Source organism: Mesorhizobium erdmanii (genome assembly GCF_013170725.1).
In the GTDB taxonomy this organism is placed as follows: domain Bacteria; phylum Pseudomonadota; class Alphaproteobacteria; order Rhizobiales; family Rhizobiaceae; genus Mesorhizobium; species Mesorhizobium erdmanii.
On the sequence record NZ_CP033361.1, the window covers coordinates 5,162,911 to 5,182,629 of the forward strand.

15 protein-coding genes are annotated in these 19,719 nt (G+C 63.8%); 13 read left to right on the plus strand and 2 right to left on the minus strand.

The window, feature by feature from the left end; genetic code table 11:
- Positions 1 to 257 precede the first annotated feature (257 nt).
- Positions 258 to 3,434, plus strand: coding sequence for an efflux RND transporter permease subunit (locus tag EB233_RS25210; protein ID WP_064989510.1), 3,177 nt, complete (start codon positions 258 to 260; stop codon positions 3,432 to 3,434).
- A 15-nt stretch (positions 3,435 to 3,449) separates the two neighbouring features.
- The gene (locus EB233_RS25215) at positions 3,450 to 4,604 is read left to right on the plus strand and encodes an efflux RND transporter periplasmic adaptor subunit (RefSeq protein ID WP_027055775.1); all 1,155 of its coding nucleotides are present in this window, start codon (positions 3,450 to 3,452) and stop codon (positions 4,602 to 4,604) included.
- 44 nt (positions 4,605 to 4,648) lie between these two features.
- Here EB233_RS25215 and EB233_RS25220 read toward each other — a convergent pair whose 3' ends face one another.
- Positions 4,649 to 5,569 carry a LysR substrate-binding domain-containing protein gene (locus EB233_RS25220; protein WP_244277670.1) on the minus strand — a complete coding sequence of 307 codons (921 nt, stop codon included), beginning with the start codon at positions 5,567 to 5,569 and terminating at the stop codon, positions 4,649 to 4,651.
- A gap of 91 nt (positions 5,570 to 5,660) precedes the next feature.
- Here EB233_RS25220 and EB233_RS25225 point away from each other — a divergent pair, with 91 nt between their 5' ends.
- The 8 genes from EB233_RS25225 (at position 5,661) to EB233_RS25260 (ending at position 15,445) form a co-directional block, all read left to right on the plus strand.
- On the plus strand, positions 5,661 to 6,449 hold the full coding sequence (locus EB233_RS25225; protein WP_064989508.1) for a HalD/BesD family halogenase: 789 nt from the start codon (positions 5,661 to 5,663) through the stop codon (positions 6,447 to 6,449).
- 93 nt (positions 6,450 to 6,542) lie between these two features.
- Positions 6,543 to 7,235, plus strand: coding sequence for a GntR family transcriptional regulator (locus EB233_RS25230; RefSeq protein ID WP_064989459.1), 693 nt, complete (start codon positions 6,543 to 6,545; stop codon positions 7,233 to 7,235).
- A 35-nt stretch (positions 7,236 to 7,270) separates the two neighbouring features.
- A complete protein-coding gene (locus EB233_RS25235) occupies positions 7,271 to 8,377 on the plus strand; it encodes a mandelate racemase/muconate lactonizing enzyme family protein (RefSeq protein WP_064989458.1) in 1,107 nt (368 codons plus the stop codon).
- 1 nt (position 8,378) lies between these two features.
- Complete coding sequence (locus EB233_RS25240; protein ID WP_064989457.1) at positions 8,379 to 9,563, plus strand: mandelate racemase/muconate lactonizing enzyme family protein; 1,185 nt, start codon at positions 8,379 to 8,381, stop codon at positions 9,561 to 9,563.
- 267 nt (positions 9,564 to 9,830) lie between these two features.
- The gene (locus EB233_RS25245) at positions 9,831 to 11,495 is read left to right on the plus strand and encodes an ABC transporter substrate-binding protein (protein WP_064989456.1); all 1,665 of its coding nucleotides are present in this window, start codon (positions 9,831 to 9,833) and stop codon (positions 11,493 to 11,495) included.
- A 134-nt stretch (positions 11,496 to 11,629) separates the two neighbouring features.
- The gene (locus EB233_RS25250; RefSeq protein WP_064989507.1) at positions 11,630 to 12,520 is read left to right on the plus strand and encodes an ABC transporter permease; all 891 of its coding nucleotides are present in this window, start codon (positions 11,630 to 11,632) and stop codon (positions 12,518 to 12,520) included.
- Positions 12,517 to 13,395 carry an ABC transporter permease gene (locus tag EB233_RS25255; RefSeq protein ID WP_027055783.1) on the plus strand — a complete coding sequence of 293 codons (879 nt, stop codon included), beginning with the start codon at positions 12,517 to 12,519 and terminating at the stop codon, positions 13,393 to 13,395. Before EB233_RS25250 ends, EB233_RS25255 begins: the two co-directional genes overlap by 4 nt.
- Positions 13,388 to 15,445 (plus strand): ABC transporter ATP-binding protein, encoded by a 2,058-nt coding sequence (locus EB233_RS25260; protein WP_064989455.1) that lies wholly within the window; start codon positions 13,388 to 13,390, stop codon positions 15,443 to 15,445. Before EB233_RS25255 ends, EB233_RS25260 begins: the two co-directional genes overlap by 8 nt.
- A gap of 18 nt (positions 15,446 to 15,463) precedes the next feature.
- On the opposite strand, the gene EB233_RS25265 is transcribed toward EB233_RS25260, so the two are convergent.
- Entirely contained in the window at positions 15,464 to 16,363 is a 900-nt protein-coding gene (locus tag EB233_RS25265) for a LysR family transcriptional regulator (RefSeq protein WP_064989454.1), read from the minus strand.
- A 116-nt stretch (positions 16,364 to 16,479) separates the two neighbouring features.
- On the opposite strand from EB233_RS25265, the gene EB233_RS25270 reads away from it, so the two are divergent.
- The 3 genes from EB233_RS25270 to EB233_RS25280 all read left to right on the plus strand — a co-directional run bounded on the left by EB233_RS25270 (position 16,480) and on the right by EB233_RS25280 (position 19,712).
- On the plus strand, positions 16,480 to 18,135 hold the full coding sequence (locus tag EB233_RS25270) for an ABC transporter substrate-binding protein (protein ID WP_064989453.1): 1,656 nt from the start codon (positions 16,480 to 16,482) through the stop codon (positions 18,133 to 18,135).
- 90 nt (positions 18,136 to 18,225) lie between these two features.
- Entirely contained in the window at positions 18,226 to 19,023 is a 798-nt protein-coding gene (locus EB233_RS25275) for a DUF427 domain-containing protein (protein ID WP_244277669.1), read from the plus strand.
- 98 nt (positions 19,024 to 19,121) lie between these two features.
- Positions 19,122 to 19,712 carry a hypothetical protein gene (locus EB233_RS25280; RefSeq protein WP_155765347.1) on the plus strand — a complete coding sequence of 197 codons (591 nt, stop codon included), beginning with the start codon at positions 19,122 to 19,124 and terminating at the stop codon, positions 19,710 to 19,712.
- The last annotated feature ends 7 nt before the right edge of the window (positions 19,713 to 19,719 follow it).

The window sequence follows — 19,719 nt, forward strand, 5'->3', positions numbered from 1 at the left end:
AATCGACAGACAAGGAGCCGGCCAATGCCACAGCGCCGCGATCTTACCATAGAAGAGGCCGTCCGGGATCCAATGATCCGGCTGGTCATGAAAGCAGATGGGGTCGACCCCCGCGCCTTCGAGTCAATGCTTCGCTCGCTTGCCAAGCGTCGTGAGGTGCCGTTGCTGCGTTCACGGGCCCGTGACGGGCACGGCCAGTTGTCCAGGGTTGCCAGCGCCTTCGGGCGGGCAAGAGCAGCCGGCGAGGCATGTGTGTCGTGGTAAACTTCTTCATCCACCGTCCGATCTTCGCCTCGGCGATCGCCATCATCATGGTGCTCGCCGGGACGATTTGTTATTTCCTGCTGCCGGTGTCGCAGTTTCCCGACATCACCCCGCCACAGGTCGTCGTCAGCGCCCATTATCCGGGCGCCAGCGCGCAAGTCGTGGCCGACACGGTGACGACGCCGCTGGAGCAGCAGATCAACGGCGTGCAAGGCATGACCTACATGTCGTCGACGAGCTCCAATGACGGCTCCTCGACCATCACCATCACCTTCGATGTCGGCTATTCCCTGAGCACCGCCGCCGTCGACGTCCAGAACCGCGTCAGCCAAGCGGCCTCGTCGCTGCCGGCGATCGTCAACCAGGGCGGCGTGACGATCAAGAAGCAGAACCCGAACTTCGTTCTCATCGTCAACCTCACCTCGCCCGACAATTCCGTCGACCCGGTGGCGCTCTCGAACCTTGCCTATCTGCAGGTCGTCGATCCGTTGAAGCGTCTGCAAGGCGTCGGCGACGTGCAGATTTTCGGCGAGCGGCGCTATTCGATGCGCGTCTGGCTCGACCCGGACAAGCTCGCCAATCTCGGCATCACCGCCGTCGACGTGCAGAATGCCATCGCCGAGCAGAACGTCCAGGTGGCGGCCGGCAAGATCGGCCAGTCGCCGGCGCCCGCCGGCACTGCTTTCGAAATGCAGGTCAATGCCGTCGGCCGCCTGAGCGACCCGAAGGAATTCGGCGACATCGTGGTGCGCGCCAACACCGATAGCGGGTCGCTGGTGCGGCTGCGCGACGTTGCGCGCATCGAACTCGGCGCGCTGCAATATTCGTCCTCGGCCTTCTTCGGCAAGGACCCTACCGTCGTTCTCGCCGTCTACCAGATGCCCGGCTCCAACGCGCTCGACCTTCAGCAGCGCGTCAAGGACAAGATGCAGGAGCTGTCGACGCGATTCCCGAAGGGCGTCTCCTACGCCATGCATTACGACACCACGCGTTTCGTCTCGGCCTCGATGCATGACGTGCTGATCACGCTCGGCGAAGCGCTGGTGCTGGTCGTCGCCGTGGTGTTCATCTTCCTGCAGAGTTGGCGCACGACGATCATCCCGACCATCGCCATTCCGGTGTCGCTGGTGGCAACGCTCGTCGTCATGGAGATGATGGGCTTCTCGCTCAACATGCTCTCTTTGCTCGGCATGGTGCTGGCGATCGGCCTTGTCGTCGACGACGCCATCGTCGTGGTCGAGAATGTCGAACGACAACTCGAGGCGGGGCTCAAACCGCTGGCGGCGACAAAGGCCGCCATGGCCGAAGTCACCGGTCCGATCATCGCCACCACCGCCGTGCTGATGGCGGTGTTCGTGCCGGTCGCCTTCATTCCCGGCGTCTCCGGCAAGCTCTACAACCAGTTCGCATTGACGGTGGCGATTTCGGTCGGCATTTCCGCCTTCAATTCGCTGACGCTGAGCCCTGCGCTCAGTGCCGCTTTCCTGCGCCATCGGCACGGGCCACAGTTCTTCCTGTTCCGCTGGTTCAACACCGGCTTCGACAGGCTGTCGCATGCCTACGCCCATGGCGTGCGCTTCCTTATCCGCTTGCGCTGGATCATGCTCGGCCTGTTCGCGGCCGGACTGGTGGCCACCTACTTCGTCTGGCAGAAGCTGCCCTCGACCTTCCTTCCGGTAGAGGACCAGGGCTATTTCTTCGTCGTCATCCAGTTGCCCGACGGTGCCTCGCTCGAACGCACCGACGCGGTGGCGCAGAAGGCGCGTGACATCCTGCAGGCAACGCCGGGTGTCGACATCGTTGGCTCGATCAGCGGCCTGAACTTCCTGACCAGTGCGGCGCAGTCGAACTCGGCGGTCGAGTTCGCCATCCTGAAGCCCTGGGAGGAGCGTACTCCCGACCAGAGTGCATCGAAGCTCGTCGCCGATGTCCGCGGCAAGCTGTTGCAGATACCGGAAGCCTTCGCGCTATCCTTCGATCCGCCCTCGATCCCGGGTATCGGCACCACGGGCGGCTTCGAGTTCGTCGTCGAGGATCTAACCGGCCGTGGCAGCAACGCCCTCAATGACGCGACGCAAGCCGTGATCGCCGAGGCGCGCAAGCAGCCCGAAATCAATCCGCAGCAGTTGTTCTCGCCGTTCTCGACCTCGACGCCGCAGTTCAATTACGACCTCGATCGCAGCAAGGCCAAGCTCCTCGGCCTCAACCTGCCCGACGTCTTCAACACGCTGCAGATCTATCTCGGCTCGCTCTACGTCAATGACTTCAACCTGTTTGGCCGCACCTTCCGGGTGACCATCCAGGCCGACAAGGATGCACGTGCGGGTGCCGCCGACATTTCACGGCTCTATGTGCGCAACGCGTCGGGCGGCATGGTGCCGCTCAGCACGCTGGGCAAGCTGGTGCCGTTCGTCGGTCCGGAAACCGTGCCGCACTACAACAACAATGCATCGGCCTCGATCAATGGCGGCGCCGCACCCGGCTTCTCCTCGGGCCAGGCCGTCGCTGCCATGGAACGGGCGGCTGCCACCGCGCTGCCCAGGGATTTCGGTTTCGAATGGACCGGCATCACCTTCCAGGAGCTCAAGGCAGGATCGATCGCGTCCGTCGTCTTCGGCCTCGCCATCGTCTTCGTCTTCCTGATCCTGGCGGCGCAGTATGAGAGCTGGGCGATGCCGTTCATGGTGCTGCTGGCGGTGCCGCTCGCTTTGTTCGGCGCGTTCGCCGCACTGTGGGCACGCGGCATGCAGATTGACGTCTACTCGCAGATCGGCTTCGTCATGCTGATCGGCCTGGCCGCGAAGAACGCGATCCTGATCGTCGAGTTCGCAAGACGGCGGCGCGAGGAAGGCCTGAGCATCGTCGAGGCGGCGATGGAAGCCGCGCGGCTGAGACTGCGGCCGATCCTGATGACGGCCTTCGCCTTCATCCTCGGCGTGCTGCCGCTGATGTTCGCCACCGGCGCCGGTGCCGCCAGCCGCCAATCGATCGGCACCACCGTCTTTGGCGGCATGGTCGCCGCGACCATCCTGTCGCTGGTGTTCGTGCCGGTCTTCTACGCGGTCATCGAACAGCTGCGGGAGCGCCGCGAAAGCGGCGAACCCGCCTCCAAGCACACTGAACCAACCGCCGAACCCGCCTTCCCTCCCCTGGCGCAAGCGGCCGAATAAGATTGGAGAAATATCATGCGTAAATGGAAAATCGCGTTGGGAACGGCTGTCGCGCTGGGTGCGATCTCGGTGGCCAGCGTTCACCTGCTCGACATGGGCAATCTCAGGCTGAGCGGCGCTACGGCCGGGGCGGCGACGCCGGCTCCGGCGGCATTCGTGATGCCGGTGCCGGTGGCGAGCGTGGTCAAGAAGACGATCCCGATCTATCTCGACTACGCGGCCCGCATCGAGCCTATCCGCAGCATCACGCTGCAGGCGCGCGTGCCTGGCTACCTGCAGGAACAGACAGCGCAAGACGGCGCCGATGTCCGCCAGGGCGACCTTCTCTACAAGATCTCGCCTGACGACTTCCAGGCTGCGCTCGATCAGGCGAGAGCCCAGGTGCAGCGCGATACGGCGACGCTCGACTATGCGCGTTCCAATCTCGGCCGCGGCTCCGAGCTCGCCAAGAGCGGTTACCTGGACAAAGACAGTTTCGACCAGCGCACCAGCACCTTGCGCCAGGCGCAGGCGTCGCTGGCGCTCAACCAGGCGGCCGTACGCACGGCGGAACTCAACCTGAGCTACGCCGAGATCCATGCTCCGTTCGCCGGGCGCCTCGGCCGCAACCAGGCCTCGGTCGGAACGCTGGTCAGCGTCGCCGGCACCGTGCTCAACACGCTGGTCCAGCTCGATCCGATCTATGTCACCTTCAATCCGAGCGAGACGGATCTGGCCGAGATCGAGCAGGCCCGCGCGGCCGGGCCGATCGAGGTCGAGGTTCTGCTGCCGGGCACGACCGAGTCCAGCCAGAAGGGCGAACTCACCTTCATCGACAACACGGTCGACCATTCGACGGGAACCATCACTGCCCGCGCCACGATCGGCAATGCGAAGTTCTCGCTCATGCCCGGCCAGTATGTTCGCGTACGTCTGCATATCAAGCAGCAGCCCGATGCGCTGATGGTGCCGCAGACAGCGCTGGGTTCGAGCCAGCTCGGCAAGTACCTCTACGTCGTCGGCAAGGGCAACACGGTCGACCAGCGGCTGGTCTCGCTTGGCCCGACCAGCGGCGACCTGGTGGCCATCCTCAGCGGCGTCTCCGAGGGCGACCAGGTGATAACAGGCAATCTGCAGAAGATCGGACCCGGAATGCCGATCTCGCCACTGCCACAGAAACCGGCTACCTGAATCCCCCGCAGGCCCGGTTTCCGCGCGGCGCCCCCGACCTTTTCTCAGGTCGCGGGCGCCGTTTTCATGAGCAGGCCGACCAACGCGGCGACATCGGCACGGTCGGCCTTGGCCGGCGGCATGAAGGCGCAATAGGGATGACCGAGACGCACCGAGACTGGTGAGAGCGCGATCAGACGCCCTGCCTCCAGATCGGCCTGTGCCATCACACGCTGACCAAGAGCAATGCCCAGACCCAGCCTCGCTGAAGCGATCGCCAGGCTGGACAGGCCAACTCGCCGCCCATGCGACGGGTCGGGCGAACGGCTGCCGCCGCATGCCGCGAACCAATCCGTCCAAGTCGGGTGCGAGGCATAGTTCGGCCCCCAATTGGTGTGGATGAACAGGCTCTCATGCAGGTCGGTGAGACCGGAAACGCCTTTGCCGTGCCGGTCCCAGAAGTCCGGCGCGCAAACCGGCAGCACATCGTCATGGACGAGGCGGACCATGCGCAGGCCCGGGTAGTGATAGTCGCCATAGGAGATGCGCAGATCGACATTTTGGCGCAACAGGTCGATCGGATCGTCCTCTACCCGGACATCGATCGCCATGTGCGGGTAGGCATCAAGCAACTCTGCCAGCCTCGGCGCCAGCCACAGTTCGGCCAGCGAAAACGGCACGCTGACTACCAGACGCGTCCTCAAACCGCCTTCCAGCATGCGCTGGCCGATGGCGGCGATGTCGCCAAGCGCACGCGCGGTCTGCGGATAGATGGCATGGCCGGCGTCGGTCAGCGTGATGCGGTTGCCCGTGCGCACGAACAGTTGCTTGCCGAACCAGGTCTCGAGGTTGCGGATCTGCTGGCTGACCGCGGCCGAGGACACACCAAGTTCGCTCGCCGCCAAAGTAAAGCTGCCGGTGCGGGCGGCGACCTCGAAGGCCTTGATCGCGTTCAGCGGCGGCAGCTTTTCCAAATCAGACTCCATAAGTTTTTCTTGGCTGATCCTAATAATTTTCCACGTTGAGAGAAAGAATCTTTTGCCGTCTCATGCACTCGAAACCTTGGAGCCGATGACCATGAAAGACATTCTCGATCTCGACCGCTTCCCGCTCGACCGCGAAGGCAGCGCCGAATGGAAGCAGCTCGTCGAACAATCGATCGCTGCGCTCGAAGCCGACGGCATGTTCAATCTAGAAGGTTTTCTGCGGCCAGGCGTCGCCGAACGGGCGGTGCGTGAAATCAAGCCGGTGATGGACACGCAATCCCATGTCCACAAGCGGATGCACAACATCTACTTCAAGCCCAGCATTCCCGAACTCGCCCCCGACCATCCGGCGCTGCGCAAGGTCGAGACCATCAGCCACACCGTCTGTGCCGACCAGATTCCGGGCAGCACCGTGCTTGCCATCTACGAGTATGAACCGCTTGTGCGCTTCCTCGCGGCGACGATGGGCAAGGCAAAGCTGCACGTCATGCAGGACCCGCTGGCCCGCACCAATGTCATGGCCTATCGCGCCGGCGAAGCGCTGAACTGGCATTTCGACCGCTCGGAATTCACCACTACCCTCCTGCTGCAGCAGGCGCAGAGTGGTGGCGACCTCGAATATCGCACCGATCTCAGATCGGACGATGATCCAAATTATGACGGCGTCGCGCGGTTGCTCGAAGGCCGTGATCCCGACGCAAAGATCCTGCGCATGAAGCCGGGTACACTCAATGTCTTCCGCGGCAAGAACACCGCACACCGTGTCACCACGGTCGAAGGCGAGCGCGAACGCATGATCGCGGTGTTTTCCTACTACGAGAAGCCAGGTGTGATGTTCAGCGCCGAGGAACGGGTCGGGTTCTACGGTCGGGCGGCCTGAGCCCCCCGACGATGAAAGAATCCAAAAATGACATCTTGTTAGATTGTCGACAATCTGATTGTCTTGCCTTCTGTTCTCGCTGGAGTGGGCCGGATGGTGAAGACGGAGTTCAGCCCGATTGCCGACACGACGCGCCGCGCCGAAATCGTCGCGCTGCTGCGGCGGGCGATCCTGACCGGTCAGTTGGGACCCGGCCAGAAACTCAACGAGCTCAGGATTTCAGAGCAGATGCGGGTCAGCCGCGCGCCATTGCGCGAGGCGATGCGTGAGCTCGTGCAGGAAGGCCTCCTATCCAGCATTCCCTATGCCGGCACCTTCGTCATCGACGTCACCGCCAAGGACATTGACGATGCCTATTCGCTCAACCAGGTGCTTGACGAATTCGCCATCGAGCGCACCTGGCCGCTGCGCGACCAGCGCTTCTTCGATGAGCTTGACCGGCGCCACGAAGCGGTGAAGCAGGCGACCCGCAACCTCGACACAACAAGGCAGATCGAGACGGCGCTGCAACTGCATGGGCTGATCTATGAATGGGCCGACAATTCGGTGCTGCTGGAAACCTGGCAGCGGCTGATCAGCCGCCTGCAGATGTATTTCGCGCTGCACCAGCATGCGCGCAACGAGCCGGTGCCGGCCGAAGACGTTCATGAGACTTACGTGCGGCTGCTCAAAGGCACCGACATGGGCGCCGCCCAGCGCCATGCCCGCGAGCATATCCACCTCGATTTCGAACAGCTGCTTTCCTACGCACGCGGCCTCGAACAGCGCCCATCGAGAGGCGCCTGATCAATTCCCAGACATTGCAGCCAACGGACAGACACGTGCGCATCGAAACCATCAAAGCCTACCATGTCGTGCAGCCCTTCGTGGACGGACCCTACCGGATGTCGAAGGGGCGCGAAGCCGACGCTTTCGACGCGGTGATCGTCGCCATCACAGCCGACGGCGGCTTGACCGGCTGGGGCGAGATGGCGCCGCTTGGCAATTTCTACTCAGCCGCGTTTCCCGCTGGAACGCGCGCGGGCGTGCCGGAAATCGCGCCGCATCTCATCGGCCACGATCCGCGCGGCCTGGCCAGCATCGGCCGGCTGATGGACACGGTGTTCAAGGGCCATCCCTACATCAAATCGGCGCTCGACATGGCCTGCTGGGATCTCGCAGCGCGCGCCGCCAACGTGCCGCTGGTGACACTGCTGGGCGGCAAGGAAAGCGACACGGCCGAACTCTACAAGGTGGTCACTCACGGCAGTGTCGACGCCATGGCGGCGCTGGCAAAGCGCATCGTCAAGGACGGCTTCCACCGGCTGCAGGTCAAGGTCGGCGGCAATGTCCATGATGACATCGAGCGCGTCACCGCGGTCGCCGCCTCCGTGCCGAAGGGCACCGTCATCTTCTGCGACGCCAATGCCGGCTGGACCCCCTATCAGGCGCGGCAGTTCGCCGATGCCACACGCGCCATCGACTACACATTCGAGCAGCCCTGCACGACGATCGACGAGAACATGTCGGTGCGCCGCATGCTCGACAAGCCGATGGTGCTCGACGAATCCGTCACCTCGCTCGAGGCAATGCTGGAAATCCATCGCCTGGGCGCAGCCGACGGATTGACGCTGAAAATCTCGCGGCTCGGTGGCGTCACCAAGACCCGGTTGATCCGCGATGTCGCCGTCGACCTCGGCTTCATGATCACGGTCGAGGACACTGGCGGCGCCGAGATCGACACATCAGCCATGGCGCATCTGTCGCTGTCGACGCCGGAAGAGCGCCGGCTGCACGCCATCGCTTTCCATGAATGGGTCACGGTGCGCACCGCGTCGAACAAGCCGCCTGTCACCGGCAGCCGGATGGGCATTCCGGACGGACCGGGCCTCGGCATCGACGTCGTTCCCGACCTGCTCGGCGCGCCGTTCTTCGAGATCGGCGGCTGAGATGAAAATCCGCGGCATCAAGGCCACGCCGATCAATCTTCGCCTCGAAGCACCCTATGGCTGGGTGTTCGGCGAGCTCGACGGGTTTTCGCAGACCATTGTCGAGGTCGAGACCGAGGATGGGCTGATCGGCCTCGGCGAAGCGCCTACGCCGGCAGCGGCCGCGATCGTCAATGGTATCCTGGCCGAGCGCCTGGTCGGGCGCGATGCTTTCGATATTGCCGGCGCGGAATATGTCTGCCTGCCCTATTGGACCGGCGTGCAGTCGATCAACGACCGCACCCGCATCATGGCTTTCGGCGCCGTCGAGATGGCGCTGTGGGACCTGCGCGGCAAGGCGTGGAACCAGCCGCTCTACCAGTTGCTCGGCGGCGCCGTGCGCAAGGACATCCCGTTCACCGATTATTTCTCGCTGCGCGGCGATGGTCCAAAGGTCAGGGGCGAGACGACGCCGGAAGAAGTCGCCGACTATTGCGTCGAACTGCACGAGACGCATGGAACGACCTTCTTCGAAGGCAAATTCTCGACCGAGGATCCGAAAGTCTCGCTGAGAATGGTCGAGCTGATCCGCGAAAAACTCGGCGACGAGGCGATGATCCGCATCGATTCCAACCAGGCCTATTCGCTGGCCACGGCGCGGCTGCTGGCGCGGCCGCTGGAAGAACTCGGCGTTCGCAACTGGGAGGATCCGGTGGCCACGATCGAGGAGATGCGGCAGTTGCGGCAGCATTGCTCGATCCCGTTCTCGACCCACAACATCGACATTGCGCGGGCCATGGACCTCAAGGTTCCGGACGCATTTGTCGGCAATCCGACGGCGCATGGCGGCATTGGCCGCCTGCTGCGCTTCGTCGGCGCTTGCGAGCACGCCGGCGTCGACTTCTGGTGCTACAGCGGCGACAGCGGCATCGGCAGCGCGGCGTATCTGCACCTGTGCGCCGCGCTCGGCTGGATCCGCGAGCCGAACCAATCGCTGTTTCGCATGCAGCCCATGGATATCACCGAGGAAGGGCCGTTTTCGCCGAGGAACAATGTCGTGCGCGTGCCGGAAGGCCCCGGCCTCGGCGTCACCTTGTCGCGCAAGAACCTCGCGGCCTGCCATCGCGATTTCACCGACAACGGCCCCTGCAACAAATATCACGATCCGGCCAAGCCCGGGACATACCGCCGTCTGCCGCTGAACTAGGAGAACGAGAAGGGAAAGGAGACTTGATTCAACAACAAGGGCCCGCCGCGGCGATTGGACGGCAGCGGCAGGACCGGACGAGTGGAAGCATAGCCTCAAGAAAATCTGACCACCGCGCCGCAAGGATCGGATGAACCGGAAAAAACCGCATGCTACAGTCCCGGTCTACCGACTTCGTTGATGGCCGGGACAAGGAGAACTCCACGGAATTTCGTCAACTGGAAGTGCATTCGTCAACCATAAGAAATAGGGGAAAGGGTTAAACCCATGAGCAAGAACTACCGCATTCTCGACCTGATCCGGCGCAATCGCTCGCCGCTCGAAAACCATCTCATCGACGGTCTTGTCGATGGTCGCGTCAGCCGCCGCGACTTCATTCGCCACGGCAGCCTGCTTGGCCTGTCGCTGCCGCTTCTGGGCGGCATCACCGCGGCTGCCGGCCTCAGTGGCATGCCGTCGCTCGCCCGCGCCCAGAGTGCGCCGGGCGCGACCATCCGCGTCGGCAGCAGCGTTCCGGCGGCAACCATCGACCCGGTCACCATCGCCGACGCCGGCGGCCTGGTGGTCATGCAGCAGGTTGCGGAATTCCTCTGCGTCGACGGCCCGGACCTGGTGCTGAAGCCGGCACTGGCCGAAAGCTGGAAGCCGAACGACAAAGGCACGGTGTGGACCTTCAAGCTGCGCAAGGGCGTGAAATTCCACTCAGGCGGCGAGATGAAGGCCGACGACGTCGTGGCCAGCATCGACCGCCTTGCCGACCCGGCAAACTCGTCCAACGCGTTGTCGGTGTTCACCGGCATCCTGCAGAAGGGCGCCACCAAGAAGGTCGACGACTACACGGTGGAATTCCACCTCGACGCGGCGAACGGTAACTTCCCCTACATGGTGTCGTCCGACAACTACAACGCCGTCATCATCCCGGCGAGCTACAAGGGCGACTACGAGAAGAGCTTCGACGGTACCGGCCCGTTCAAGATCGAAAAATACACGCCGAAGGTCGGCGCTTCCTTCGTCCGCAACGAGGACTACTGGGGCGAAAAGGCGCTGCCGGAGCGCACCGAGTTCACCTTCTTCGCCGACATGCAGCCGCAAATCCTGGCGCTGCAGGGCGGACAGATCGACATCATCAACCAGATGCCGGTTCTCGCGGGCGTTGCCCTGCTCAACGATCCGAGCTTCGAAATCATCAGCCTGAAGTCGTCGGCGCATCAGCAACTGCACATGCACTGCGACGAAGGCCCGACGAAAGATGCCCGCGTGCGCCGCGCCATCGCCCTCTGCCTCGATCGCGAAAAGCTCGCCGCCGGCCTGATGAAGGGACGTTCGGCCTTGGGCAATGACAGCCCGTTCGCCGCGGTCTACCCGTCGACCGACACGACCATACCACAGCGCAAGCAGGATATCGCGCAGGCCAAGCAGCTGATGGAAGCCGCTGGCGTCGGCCAGGGCTTCAAGATGACGCTGACCACCGAGCGCTACCTCGAAATCCCCGAATACGCCCAGCTCATCCAGAACTGGGTCAAGGAGATCGGCATCGAGCTCGAACTGAACATCCTCGACCAGGGCGCCTATTACGGCGATGCCGTGTTCGGCAAGTCGAACTGGTTGGATTCGGCGATGGGCATCACCGATTACGGCCACCGCGGCGTGCCGAATGTCTACCTCGCCGCGCCGCTGAAGAGCGACGGCACCTGGAACGCGGCGCACTTCAAGAACAAGGATTATGACGCGCTGGCGACCAGCTATATCGCGGCGCTCGACCTCGAGGCGCAGAAGGCCGACGCCGGCAAGATCCAGAAGCTGCTGCTCGAGGAAACGCCGGTCATCTTCGGCTATTTCTACGACTACCTGACGGCTACGGCGAAGGGCGTGACCGGCGTGCAGCCGACCGCCATGTCGCAGCTGTTCCTCGAAAAGGCATCGAAGGCCTAGGCGAAAAGGGAAAGCCAATCCTCTAACAGCCAGCTCCCGCATGGGGGCTGGCTCCGCAAGGAGTCTTAGCCATTCTCTCCTTCTTTGCACGGCGTGTGTCGCTGTCGCTTGTGACACTGTTCCTGCTGTCGATCATGGTGTTCCTGGGCGGCCAGGTGCTGCCCGGCAATGTCGGGCGCGCGATCCTGGGTCCGTTTGCCGACCAGCGCGCGGTCGACGCGCTCAATCATACGCTCGGCGTCGATCGCCCATTGCTCACCCAATACGCGACCTGGATCTGGAATTTTGTCCGTGGCGACATGGGCACGTCCTACATCTTCCGCTCGCCTGTAGCGCCCTTCGTCATCGACGCCTTGGGCAATTCGATGAAGCTGGCGGCGGTCGCTTTCGTGCTGGTGGTGCCGATCGGCATCCTGGGCGGCGTCGTGGCCGCGCTCAACCTCAACCGCCCGCTAGACCGCATCATCAGCCTGGGCGGCCTGTCGGTGACGGTGCTGCCGGAGTTCGTCACCGGCATCATCCTGATCCTGATCTTCGGCGTCTGGCTGCGCTGGCTGCCGATCTCAGCGGCATGGCCGAAGGATGCCGGCTTCTTCACTCAGCTCTATTACCTGATCCTACCGTCGCTGCCGCTGTTCCTGGTGCTGTTCGGCTATATCGCGCGCATGGCGCGTTCCGGCATGATCGAGGCGCTCGATTCCGACTATACGAGAACGGCGGTGCTCAAGGGTCTGCCCTGGCGCACCGTGATCTGGCGCCATGTGCTGCGCAATGCGCTGTTGCCGACCATCACCGTCATTGCCACGCAGACCGGCTATCTCATCGGCGGCCTCGTGGTGATCGAGACGCTGTTTCGCTACCAGGGTATCGGCTCGGTGATCTTCACCGCCGCGCGCGGCAAGGACTTTCCGATGCTGGAATCCGGCATCCTCACCATCGGCATCGTCTATGCCGTGGCGACATTGATCGCCGACTTCCTCTATTCCGTGCTCAATCCGCGCATCCGCCTGGGGTCAGACCAATGAGCGCCGTCCAGACCCCTTCTCCTGCGCAAGACGACACGCGCCGGCGCAGTCCGCTGGCGGAAGTCCTGTTCTCGCTCATGCGCTCGCGAACCTTCCTTGTCGGCCTCTTCATCGTGCTGTTCTGGGTCGCCTGCGCGCTGTTCGGCGAACATTTCGCACCCTATGACCCGCTTGCCGACGACATCATCAACGCGCTGGCACCGCCGTCGCGCGAACATTGGTTCGGCACCGACCAGATTGGCCGTGATGTCTTCTCGCGCGTCATTGTCGGCTCCCGCGACATCCTCACCGTCGCGCCTTTGGCGACGCTGCTGGCGACGGTGGCGGGCACGGCGCTTGGCCTGCTCACCGGCTATTTTCGCGGCATCGTCGACGATGTCGTCAGCCGCATCCTCGAAGCCTTCATGGCAATCCCCGTGGTCATTGTCGCGCTGCTCGCCATCGTAGCGCTCGGCACCTCCAAGGCCACCGTGATCGTCGTCATCGGCCTGAGCTTCGCACCGATCATCGCGCGCACCGTGCGCTCGGCGGTGCTGGCCGAGCGCGAACTCGACTATGTCGCCGCCGCCCAGCTGAGGCACGAGAGCGCATTCCACACGATGTTCGTCGAGATCCTGCCCAACGTCATCCCGCCGATCCTGGTCGAGACCACCGTGCGGCTCGGCTACGCCATCTTCGCGGTCGCCACGCTCTCCTTCATGGGCTTCGGCATCCAGCCGCCGTCGCCCGACTGGGGGCTGTCGATCTCCTCGAATTACGGCATGATCGGCGGCGGCTTCTGGTGGACGGTGCTGTTCGACGCGCTCGCCATCGCCTCGCTGGTGATCGGCGTCAACCTTGCGGCCGACGGCGTTCATGGAGCGCTCAATGACTAACTCCGCCCCTACCAAGCCCGCAAAGGCTGAAAACGCCCTCGAACTCAGCGACCTGTCGGTCGCCTATCGCGTGGCCGGGCGCAACCGCGCCGTGCTGCGCAATCTCAACCTCAACATCAGGCAAGGCGAGGCCTATGGGCTGGTCGGCGAATCCGGCTGCGGCAAATCCACCGTGGCGCTCACCGTCGTGCGCTATCTGCCAAGGAACGGCTCGATCACAGGCGGCGCGATCTCGCTCGATGGCCAGGACGTGATGAAGCTCGATGCCGAGGCCTTGCGACGTGCGCGGGCCGAAAGCGTCTCGATGGTCTACCAGGATCCCGGCAAGGCTCTGAACCCGTCGATCCGCATCGGCCGCCAGTTGACCGAGATCTTCGAGCTTGGCGGCATCACGGGCCAGGCAGCCACTGATCGCGCCATCGCCATGCTCAACCGCGTGCGCATCTCCGATCCGCCAAGCGTCATGCAGCGCTACCCGCACCAGCTCTCCGGCGGCATGCAGCAGCGCGTCGCGATCGCCATGGCGCTGGCCAACGATCCCTCGATGCTGATCCTCGACGAGCCGACCACCGGCCTCGATGCGACGGTCGAAGCCGAGGTGCTCGACCTCATCGCGCAGCTCAGGCAAGAACTCTCGGCCTCGATCCTGTTCATCAGCCACAACCTCGCCGTAGTGTCCAACATGTGCGACCGGGTCGGCGTGCTCTATGCCGGCATGCTGGTCGAGGAAGGACCGACCGACGTCGTCTTCAACGATCCGCGCCATCCCTACACGGTGGCGCTGCTGCGCTGCCTGCCACGCGGCGGCCAGCGCAAGGACCAGGGCCGGCTCGATACCATTCCGGGCTTCCTGCCCGGCATTGGCATGGACATCAAGGGGTGTGCCTTTGCCGACCGCTGCGCGCTCGCCGACGATCGCTGCCGCACCGAATTGCCGCCGCTCTATGATCTGAGTGACGAGCGCGGCAAGCGCTTGTCACGCTGCCGCTACCACGAAAAGGCGCAGGCCCTGCCGCGCGCGACACCGAGCGACGTGGCGGCGACACCCAGGCCCGCGGCAGCACCCGTGCTGCGTGTCGCCGGACTGAACAAGACCTATGCCAGCCACGGCCATCCCCTGCGCGCCGTCAAGGATGTCTCGCTCGATCTCAGCCCCGGCGAGACGTTGGGGCTGGTCGGCGAATCCGGCAGCGGCAAGACCACTTTCGCCAGGCTGCTGCTCGGCCTGGTGCCGCCCGATGCCGGCGGCACCATCGAGCTCGAGGGCAAGGCGCTGGCGCCGAAGCTGGAGAACCGCGGCGACGATCAGGTCAAGGCGATGCAGATCGTCTTCCAGAACCCGGACTCCGCGCTCAACCGCTCGCATTCGATCCGCCACATCCTCGGCCGCGCCCTGAAGCGGCTGGCCGGCCTCTCCGGCAAAGCGCTAGAGGCGCGCCTCGACGACCTTGTCCGCTCGGTGCGCCTCACCAACCGGCACCTGGCCGTCAAGCCGCGCCAGCTGTCAGGCGGGCTGAAGCAGCGCGTCGCCATTGCTCGGGCCTTCGCCGGCGATCCGCGCATCGTGGTCTGCGACGAGCCGACCTCGGCGCTCGACGTCTCCGTCCAGGCGGCGATCCTCAACCTGCTCGCCGATCTGCAATCGAAGGAGGATGTCAGCTACATCTTCATCTCGCACGACCTTGGCGTCGTGCGTTACCTCTCCGACAAGATCGCCGTGCTCTATCTTGGCCGCATCATGGAACTCGGGCCATCGGAGGAAGTCTTCTCGGGGCCACATCACCCCTATACCGAAGCGCTGCTGTCGGCCGTGCCCAAACTCGACCAGACCGAGACGGCGCGCATCCGGCTCGACGGCGAAATCCCCAGCGCCACCAATCCGCCCACGGGATGCGTGTTCCACACGCGCTGCCCGCGCAAGATCGGCCCGATCTGCGAGCAGCAGGAGCCGCCGCTGGCAGAGGCGCAGCCCGGCCATTCGATCCGCTGCCATATCCCCTACCCGGAACTTGCTAGGCTGCAGAAGGCCGCCGTGACCGAACCGGCATAGCAAGGCATCTCCGGCCGGCTACAGACCGGCCATGCCGAGCGAACGGTCGCCTTCCGAAAAACCCTGATCATTGGTCCAGTTCCCGGCCAGCGAGCGCAAGCCCGTCAGCGCGACGTCGAGCACATCCGACGAGACGGGATTGGCGGGATAGGCAAGGTAGATCGGCCGCCGGAACACCGGCGTGTCGTCTACGCGCCGCATCTCGCCGCGCTCGATGTGGCCGCTGACCGCGCTGAGCGGCAGGTAGGCCGCCGCTTGCTGCGACAGCACATGCTGCAGCCCGATGAAGACCAGCCCCGCCGAGATTGCCGGCTTGACCATGCCGGCAAAGGCGCGGTCATGCTCGATGCGGAATTCGAGACCCCAGTCCATCAGGATGTAGTTTTCGCTCCATGGCTTGGTCTGCGCGGTGTGCTGGACCAGCACGACCTGGTCGACGGCCAGCGTCTCATAGACGATGCCGGGATGCGGGCGCGGCAGATAGAGGATGCAGATGTCGAGCAGGCCCTCCGCCAGCTGGTCGATGGCCAGATCCGGAAAACTGCCTTCGAGCCGCAGCGCCACGTTCGGCCGCCTGGCGCGCATCCACTCGACCCATGGCGAGGTGATGCGCTCCCACAGATAGGCGGGGGCGGTGAGCCGCAGCAGGCTGTCATAGCCATCGGGAACGGCGATGTCCTGCCGCGATTGCTCCCAGGTGCGGGTGATGGAGGAGGCGTGAGGCAGGAACTGGCGGCCGGCCGGCGTCAGCGCGACGCCGTCACGGTCACGCACGAAAAGCCGGCGCCCCAATTGCTCCTCCAGTCCCCTGATCCGCGCACTGACCGTGGATTGCGCAAGGTTGAGCCGGCTGGCCGCGACGGTGAAGCTGCCATGTTCGGCAACCTCCAGGAAACTGCGCAGGTTCTCGGTATCCATGCCATCCTCCCCGCATCGAAAATTTCGATGGGCCCCATCAAAAAATATCGCTTTCCGCCTGCGTTCAACAATGACCTAAATGGCCGATCCCCCAAGGGCAAGCGAGGAATGCAGCCATGCCAAGGCATTTCATGACGATCGACGCCGCTCGCAAAAATCTGACCGCAATCGAAAATTCCGCTGTCGATGACTTGCTTGCCGGCAGGCTCGACCGGCGCGATTTCCTGCGCCACGGCAGCGTTCTGGGCCTTTCACTGCCGTTCCTGGGCGGCCTTGTCGCGGCTGCCGGCCTAGGCACGCAAAAAGCCCGCGCCGAAGGCAAGCCGGGCGGCACGGTGCGCGCCGGCGTCGCCACGCCCGGCGGCGCCATCGATCCCGTCACCTACTATGACAGCGGCAGCTACCAGCTGGTCTTCCAGACCGCCGAGTTTCTCTGCATCACGCAACCGGATCTCACCCTGAAGCCGGTGCTGGCAGAAAGCTGGTCGCCGAACGCCGATGGCAGTGTCTGGACCTTCAGGCTGCGCAAGGGCGTGAAATTCCACAATGGCGAGGACTTCAAGGCCGACGACGTGGTGGCGACCTTCGATCGCCTCGCCGACCCGAACGGCGCCTCGAACGCGCTTTCGGTCTTCAAGGGCCTGCTGTCGAAGGGCGGTACGCAGAAGGTCGACGACCACACCGTCGCCTTCCATCTCGATGCGCCGAACGGCAGCTTTCCGTATTCGGTTTCGATCGACAATTACAACGCCGTCATCCTGCCGGCGAGTTACAAGGGCGACTACGAAAAGACCTTCGAGGGCACCGGCCCGTTCCGGCTGGAGAGCTACACGCCGAAGGTAGGCGCGACTTTCGTGCGCAACCCGGACTATTGGGGCGAGAAGGCCCTGCCCGACCGGCTTGAATTCAAATTCTACGGCGACGTGCAGCCGCGCATCCTGGCGCTGCAGGCCGGCGAGGTCGACATCCTCGACGCCGTGCCGCTCGATGTCAGCCAGGTGGTGCTCAACAGCCCCGACATCACCGTGCTGCGCGTCGCCTCGACCGCGCATCGCCAGTTGCACATGCGCTGCGACACCGGCCCGTTCACCGACAAGCGCGTGCGCCAGGCGCTGGCGCTCAGCATCGACCGCTCCAAGCTGGTCGACGGCTTGTGCCGCGGCATGGCGGCGACCGGCAATGACAGCCCATTCGCGCCGGCCTTCCCCGCCACCGACAAGTCCGTGCCGCAGCGTGTCCAGGATATCGCCAAGGCCAAGCAACTGCTCGAAGCGGCCGGCCTCGCCAGCGGCTTCGACATCACGCTGACGACGCTGCGCTATTCCGACATTCCAGGCTACGCGCAGCTGTTCCAGAACTTCGCCAAGGAGATCGGCGCCCGCATCGCGCTCAATATCGAGGACCAGGACAAATATTACGGCAAGGCGGTGTTCGGCCAGTCGGACTGGCTGGACAGCCCGTTGGGGATCACCGACTACGCCCATCGCAGCGTGCCGAATGTCTTCCTGAAAAGTCCGCTGGTCAGCGACGGCCCCTGGAACGCGGCGCATTTCAAGAACCCTGCCTATGACGGCATGGTCACGTCCTACCTCAAGGCACTCGACATCGGCGCGCAGCGCGCGGCGGCCTCCGACATCCAGAAACTGCTGCTCGACGAGACGCCGGTGATCTTCAGCTACTTCCCTGATTTGCTCGTGCCGGTGCGCAAGAATGTCAGCGGCCTGCCGCCGATCGCAGCAGGGCTGCTGCTCGATCGTGTATCCATAGGGTGACCCGTGTCCAACCGCGCGGCCACGAAGACAAGAAGACGGGAGACTACCATTCGCAAGCCTCATTTGCGCGGTCGCGGACCGCATTTCCCCTTGCTCGATACCATCGTGCAATACGAGTTCGAACCGGGCTATGTCGCCTTCAGCATGCCGATGCAGAAGCGGCTGCGCGTGCAGGTCGGATCGATGATCGTCGCCGACACGACCAAGGCGCTGGTGCTCTACGAGAGCGACCATCTACCGGTCTACTACTTCCCGATCAGCGATGTGCGTGAGGAATTCCTGCTGCCCAGCACGACAACGACCGAGAGCCCGTTCAAGGGCGTTGCCACGCATTATTCGCTGAACACCGGCATCACCCTGGTCGAGGATGCCGCCTGGCGCTATCTCGATCCGGTCAAGGGATCCCCGCTGCTGTCTGACTACATGTCCTTCTATTGGCCCAAGATGACGCACTGGTACGAGGAGGACGAAGAGATCTTCGTCCACGCCCGCGACCCGTTCCGCCGCGTCGACTGCCTGCCATCCTCGCGGCGGGTGCAGGTCATTCTCGACGGCGAACAGGTCGCCGATTCACGCCGTGGCGTGTTCCTGTTCGAAACCGGCCACCCGGTGCGCCACTATCTGCCGATCGCCGACACGCGGCTCGATATGTTCGCGCCCAGCCGCTACATTTCGCGCTGCCCCTACAAGGGCATCTCCAACTATTATCATGTGACGACGCCCAAGAAGCGGCACGAGAACATCGTCTGGTACTATCCCGCGCCGGTGCACGAGGCCGAGCGCATCAAGGGCCTGGTCTGCTTCCATCACGAACTGGTCGACAAGATCCTGGTCGACGGCGTCGAAATCCCGAAGGAATTCACGGCCGCCTCGAGCGGCTATTTCTGAGCCGCTCGCGCTTGCTAACCAGCGCCGGCCAGCCGGCGTTTGCCATTTGCGTGCGTTCGCGCCAGTGCTACGTTGCATTGCGCTGTGGACGATCGGCGATGAGGAAAGCATTTCATCAAGTGGCCTGGCTTGGGATGGTCGCCTTGGCGGCGACGCCCAAGCCGACGCTTGCCGAAAATCCAGCCGCCCTCGAACTGAAGCTGGATATCGACCAGGACGGCGAGACCGACCGGGCCGTCATCATGCAGGAACCCGGTGGTCCGGCCAGTCTTTACATCTATCTGGGCGAGGAGAAGCAAGATCCGTCGCGGAAGCCCGATTTACTCAGGATGGGCCTGACCGAGGACCGGGTCATCGACCTCCAAAGCAACGGCAAGGGATCGCTGGCAATCACCTCCTGCTTCGGCTGCGGCGCCAGCAGGTCGACGGAAGAGACGGTGACCATTGTCTATCGCAAGGGCCGGTTCCTCGTCGGCGGCTATAGCCGCAGCTGGGACTGGAACCAGCAGACATCGTCTGGTGTCGAGACGACGCTAGGCGGTTGCGACATCAACTATCTCACCGGCAAGGGCACCGTCTCGAAAGACCTTGAAGCGGCAAAGCCGATCAACCGCCGGTTCAAGCCGATAAGCCTCAAAGACTGGTCGTCGAGCAGCCGGCCGAGGGCCTGCACCTTCGGAGCCGGTTGATAGACAG

Excerpts from the sequence above, each read along its gene's own strand:
- EB233_RS25215 (WP_027055775.1), top strand. The coding sequence starts at position 3,450 with ATGCGTAAATGGAAAATCGCGTTGGGAACGGCTGTCGCGCTGGGTGCG.
- EB233_RS25220 (WP_244277670.1), bottom strand. The coding sequence starts at position 5,569 with ATGGAGTCTGATTTGGAAAAGCTGCCGCCGCTGAACGCGATCAAGGCC.
- EB233_RS25225 (WP_064989508.1), top strand. The coding sequence starts at position 5,661 with ATGAAAGACATTCTCGATCTCGACCGCTTCCCGCTCGACCGCGAAGGC.
- EB233_RS25230 (WP_064989459.1), top strand. The coding sequence starts at position 6,543 with ATGGTGAAGACGGAGTTCAGCCCGATTGCCGACACGACGCGCCGCGCC.
- EB233_RS25240 (WP_064989457.1), top strand. The coding sequence starts at position 8,379 with ATGAAAATCCGCGGCATCAAGGCCACGCCGATCAATCTTCGCCTCGAA.
- EB233_RS25245 (WP_064989456.1), top strand. The coding sequence starts at position 9,831 with ATGAGCAAGAACTACCGCATTCTCGACCTGATCCGGCGCAATCGCTCG.
- EB233_RS25250 (WP_064989507.1), top strand. The coding sequence starts at position 11,630 with ATGGTGTTCCTGGGCGGCCAGGTGCTGCCCGGCAATGTCGGGCGCGCG.
- EB233_RS25255 (WP_027055783.1), top strand. The coding sequence starts at position 12,517 with ATGAGCGCCGTCCAGACCCCTTCTCCTGCGCAAGACGACACGCGCCGG.
- EB233_RS25260 (WP_064989455.1), top strand. The coding sequence starts at position 13,388 with ATGACTAACTCCGCCCCTACCAAGCCCGCAAAGGCTGAAAACGCCCTC.
- EB233_RS25265 (WP_064989454.1), bottom strand. The coding sequence starts at position 16,363 with ATGGATACCGAGAACCTGCGCAGTTTCCTGGAGGTTGCCGAACATGGC.
- EB233_RS25270 (WP_064989453.1), top strand. The coding sequence starts at position 16,480 with ATGCCAAGGCATTTCATGACGATCGACGCCGCTCGCAAAAATCTGACC.
- EB233_RS25280 (WP_155765347.1), top strand. The coding sequence starts at position 19,122 with ATGAGGAAAGCATTTCATCAAGTGGCCTGGCTTGGGATGGTCGCCTTG.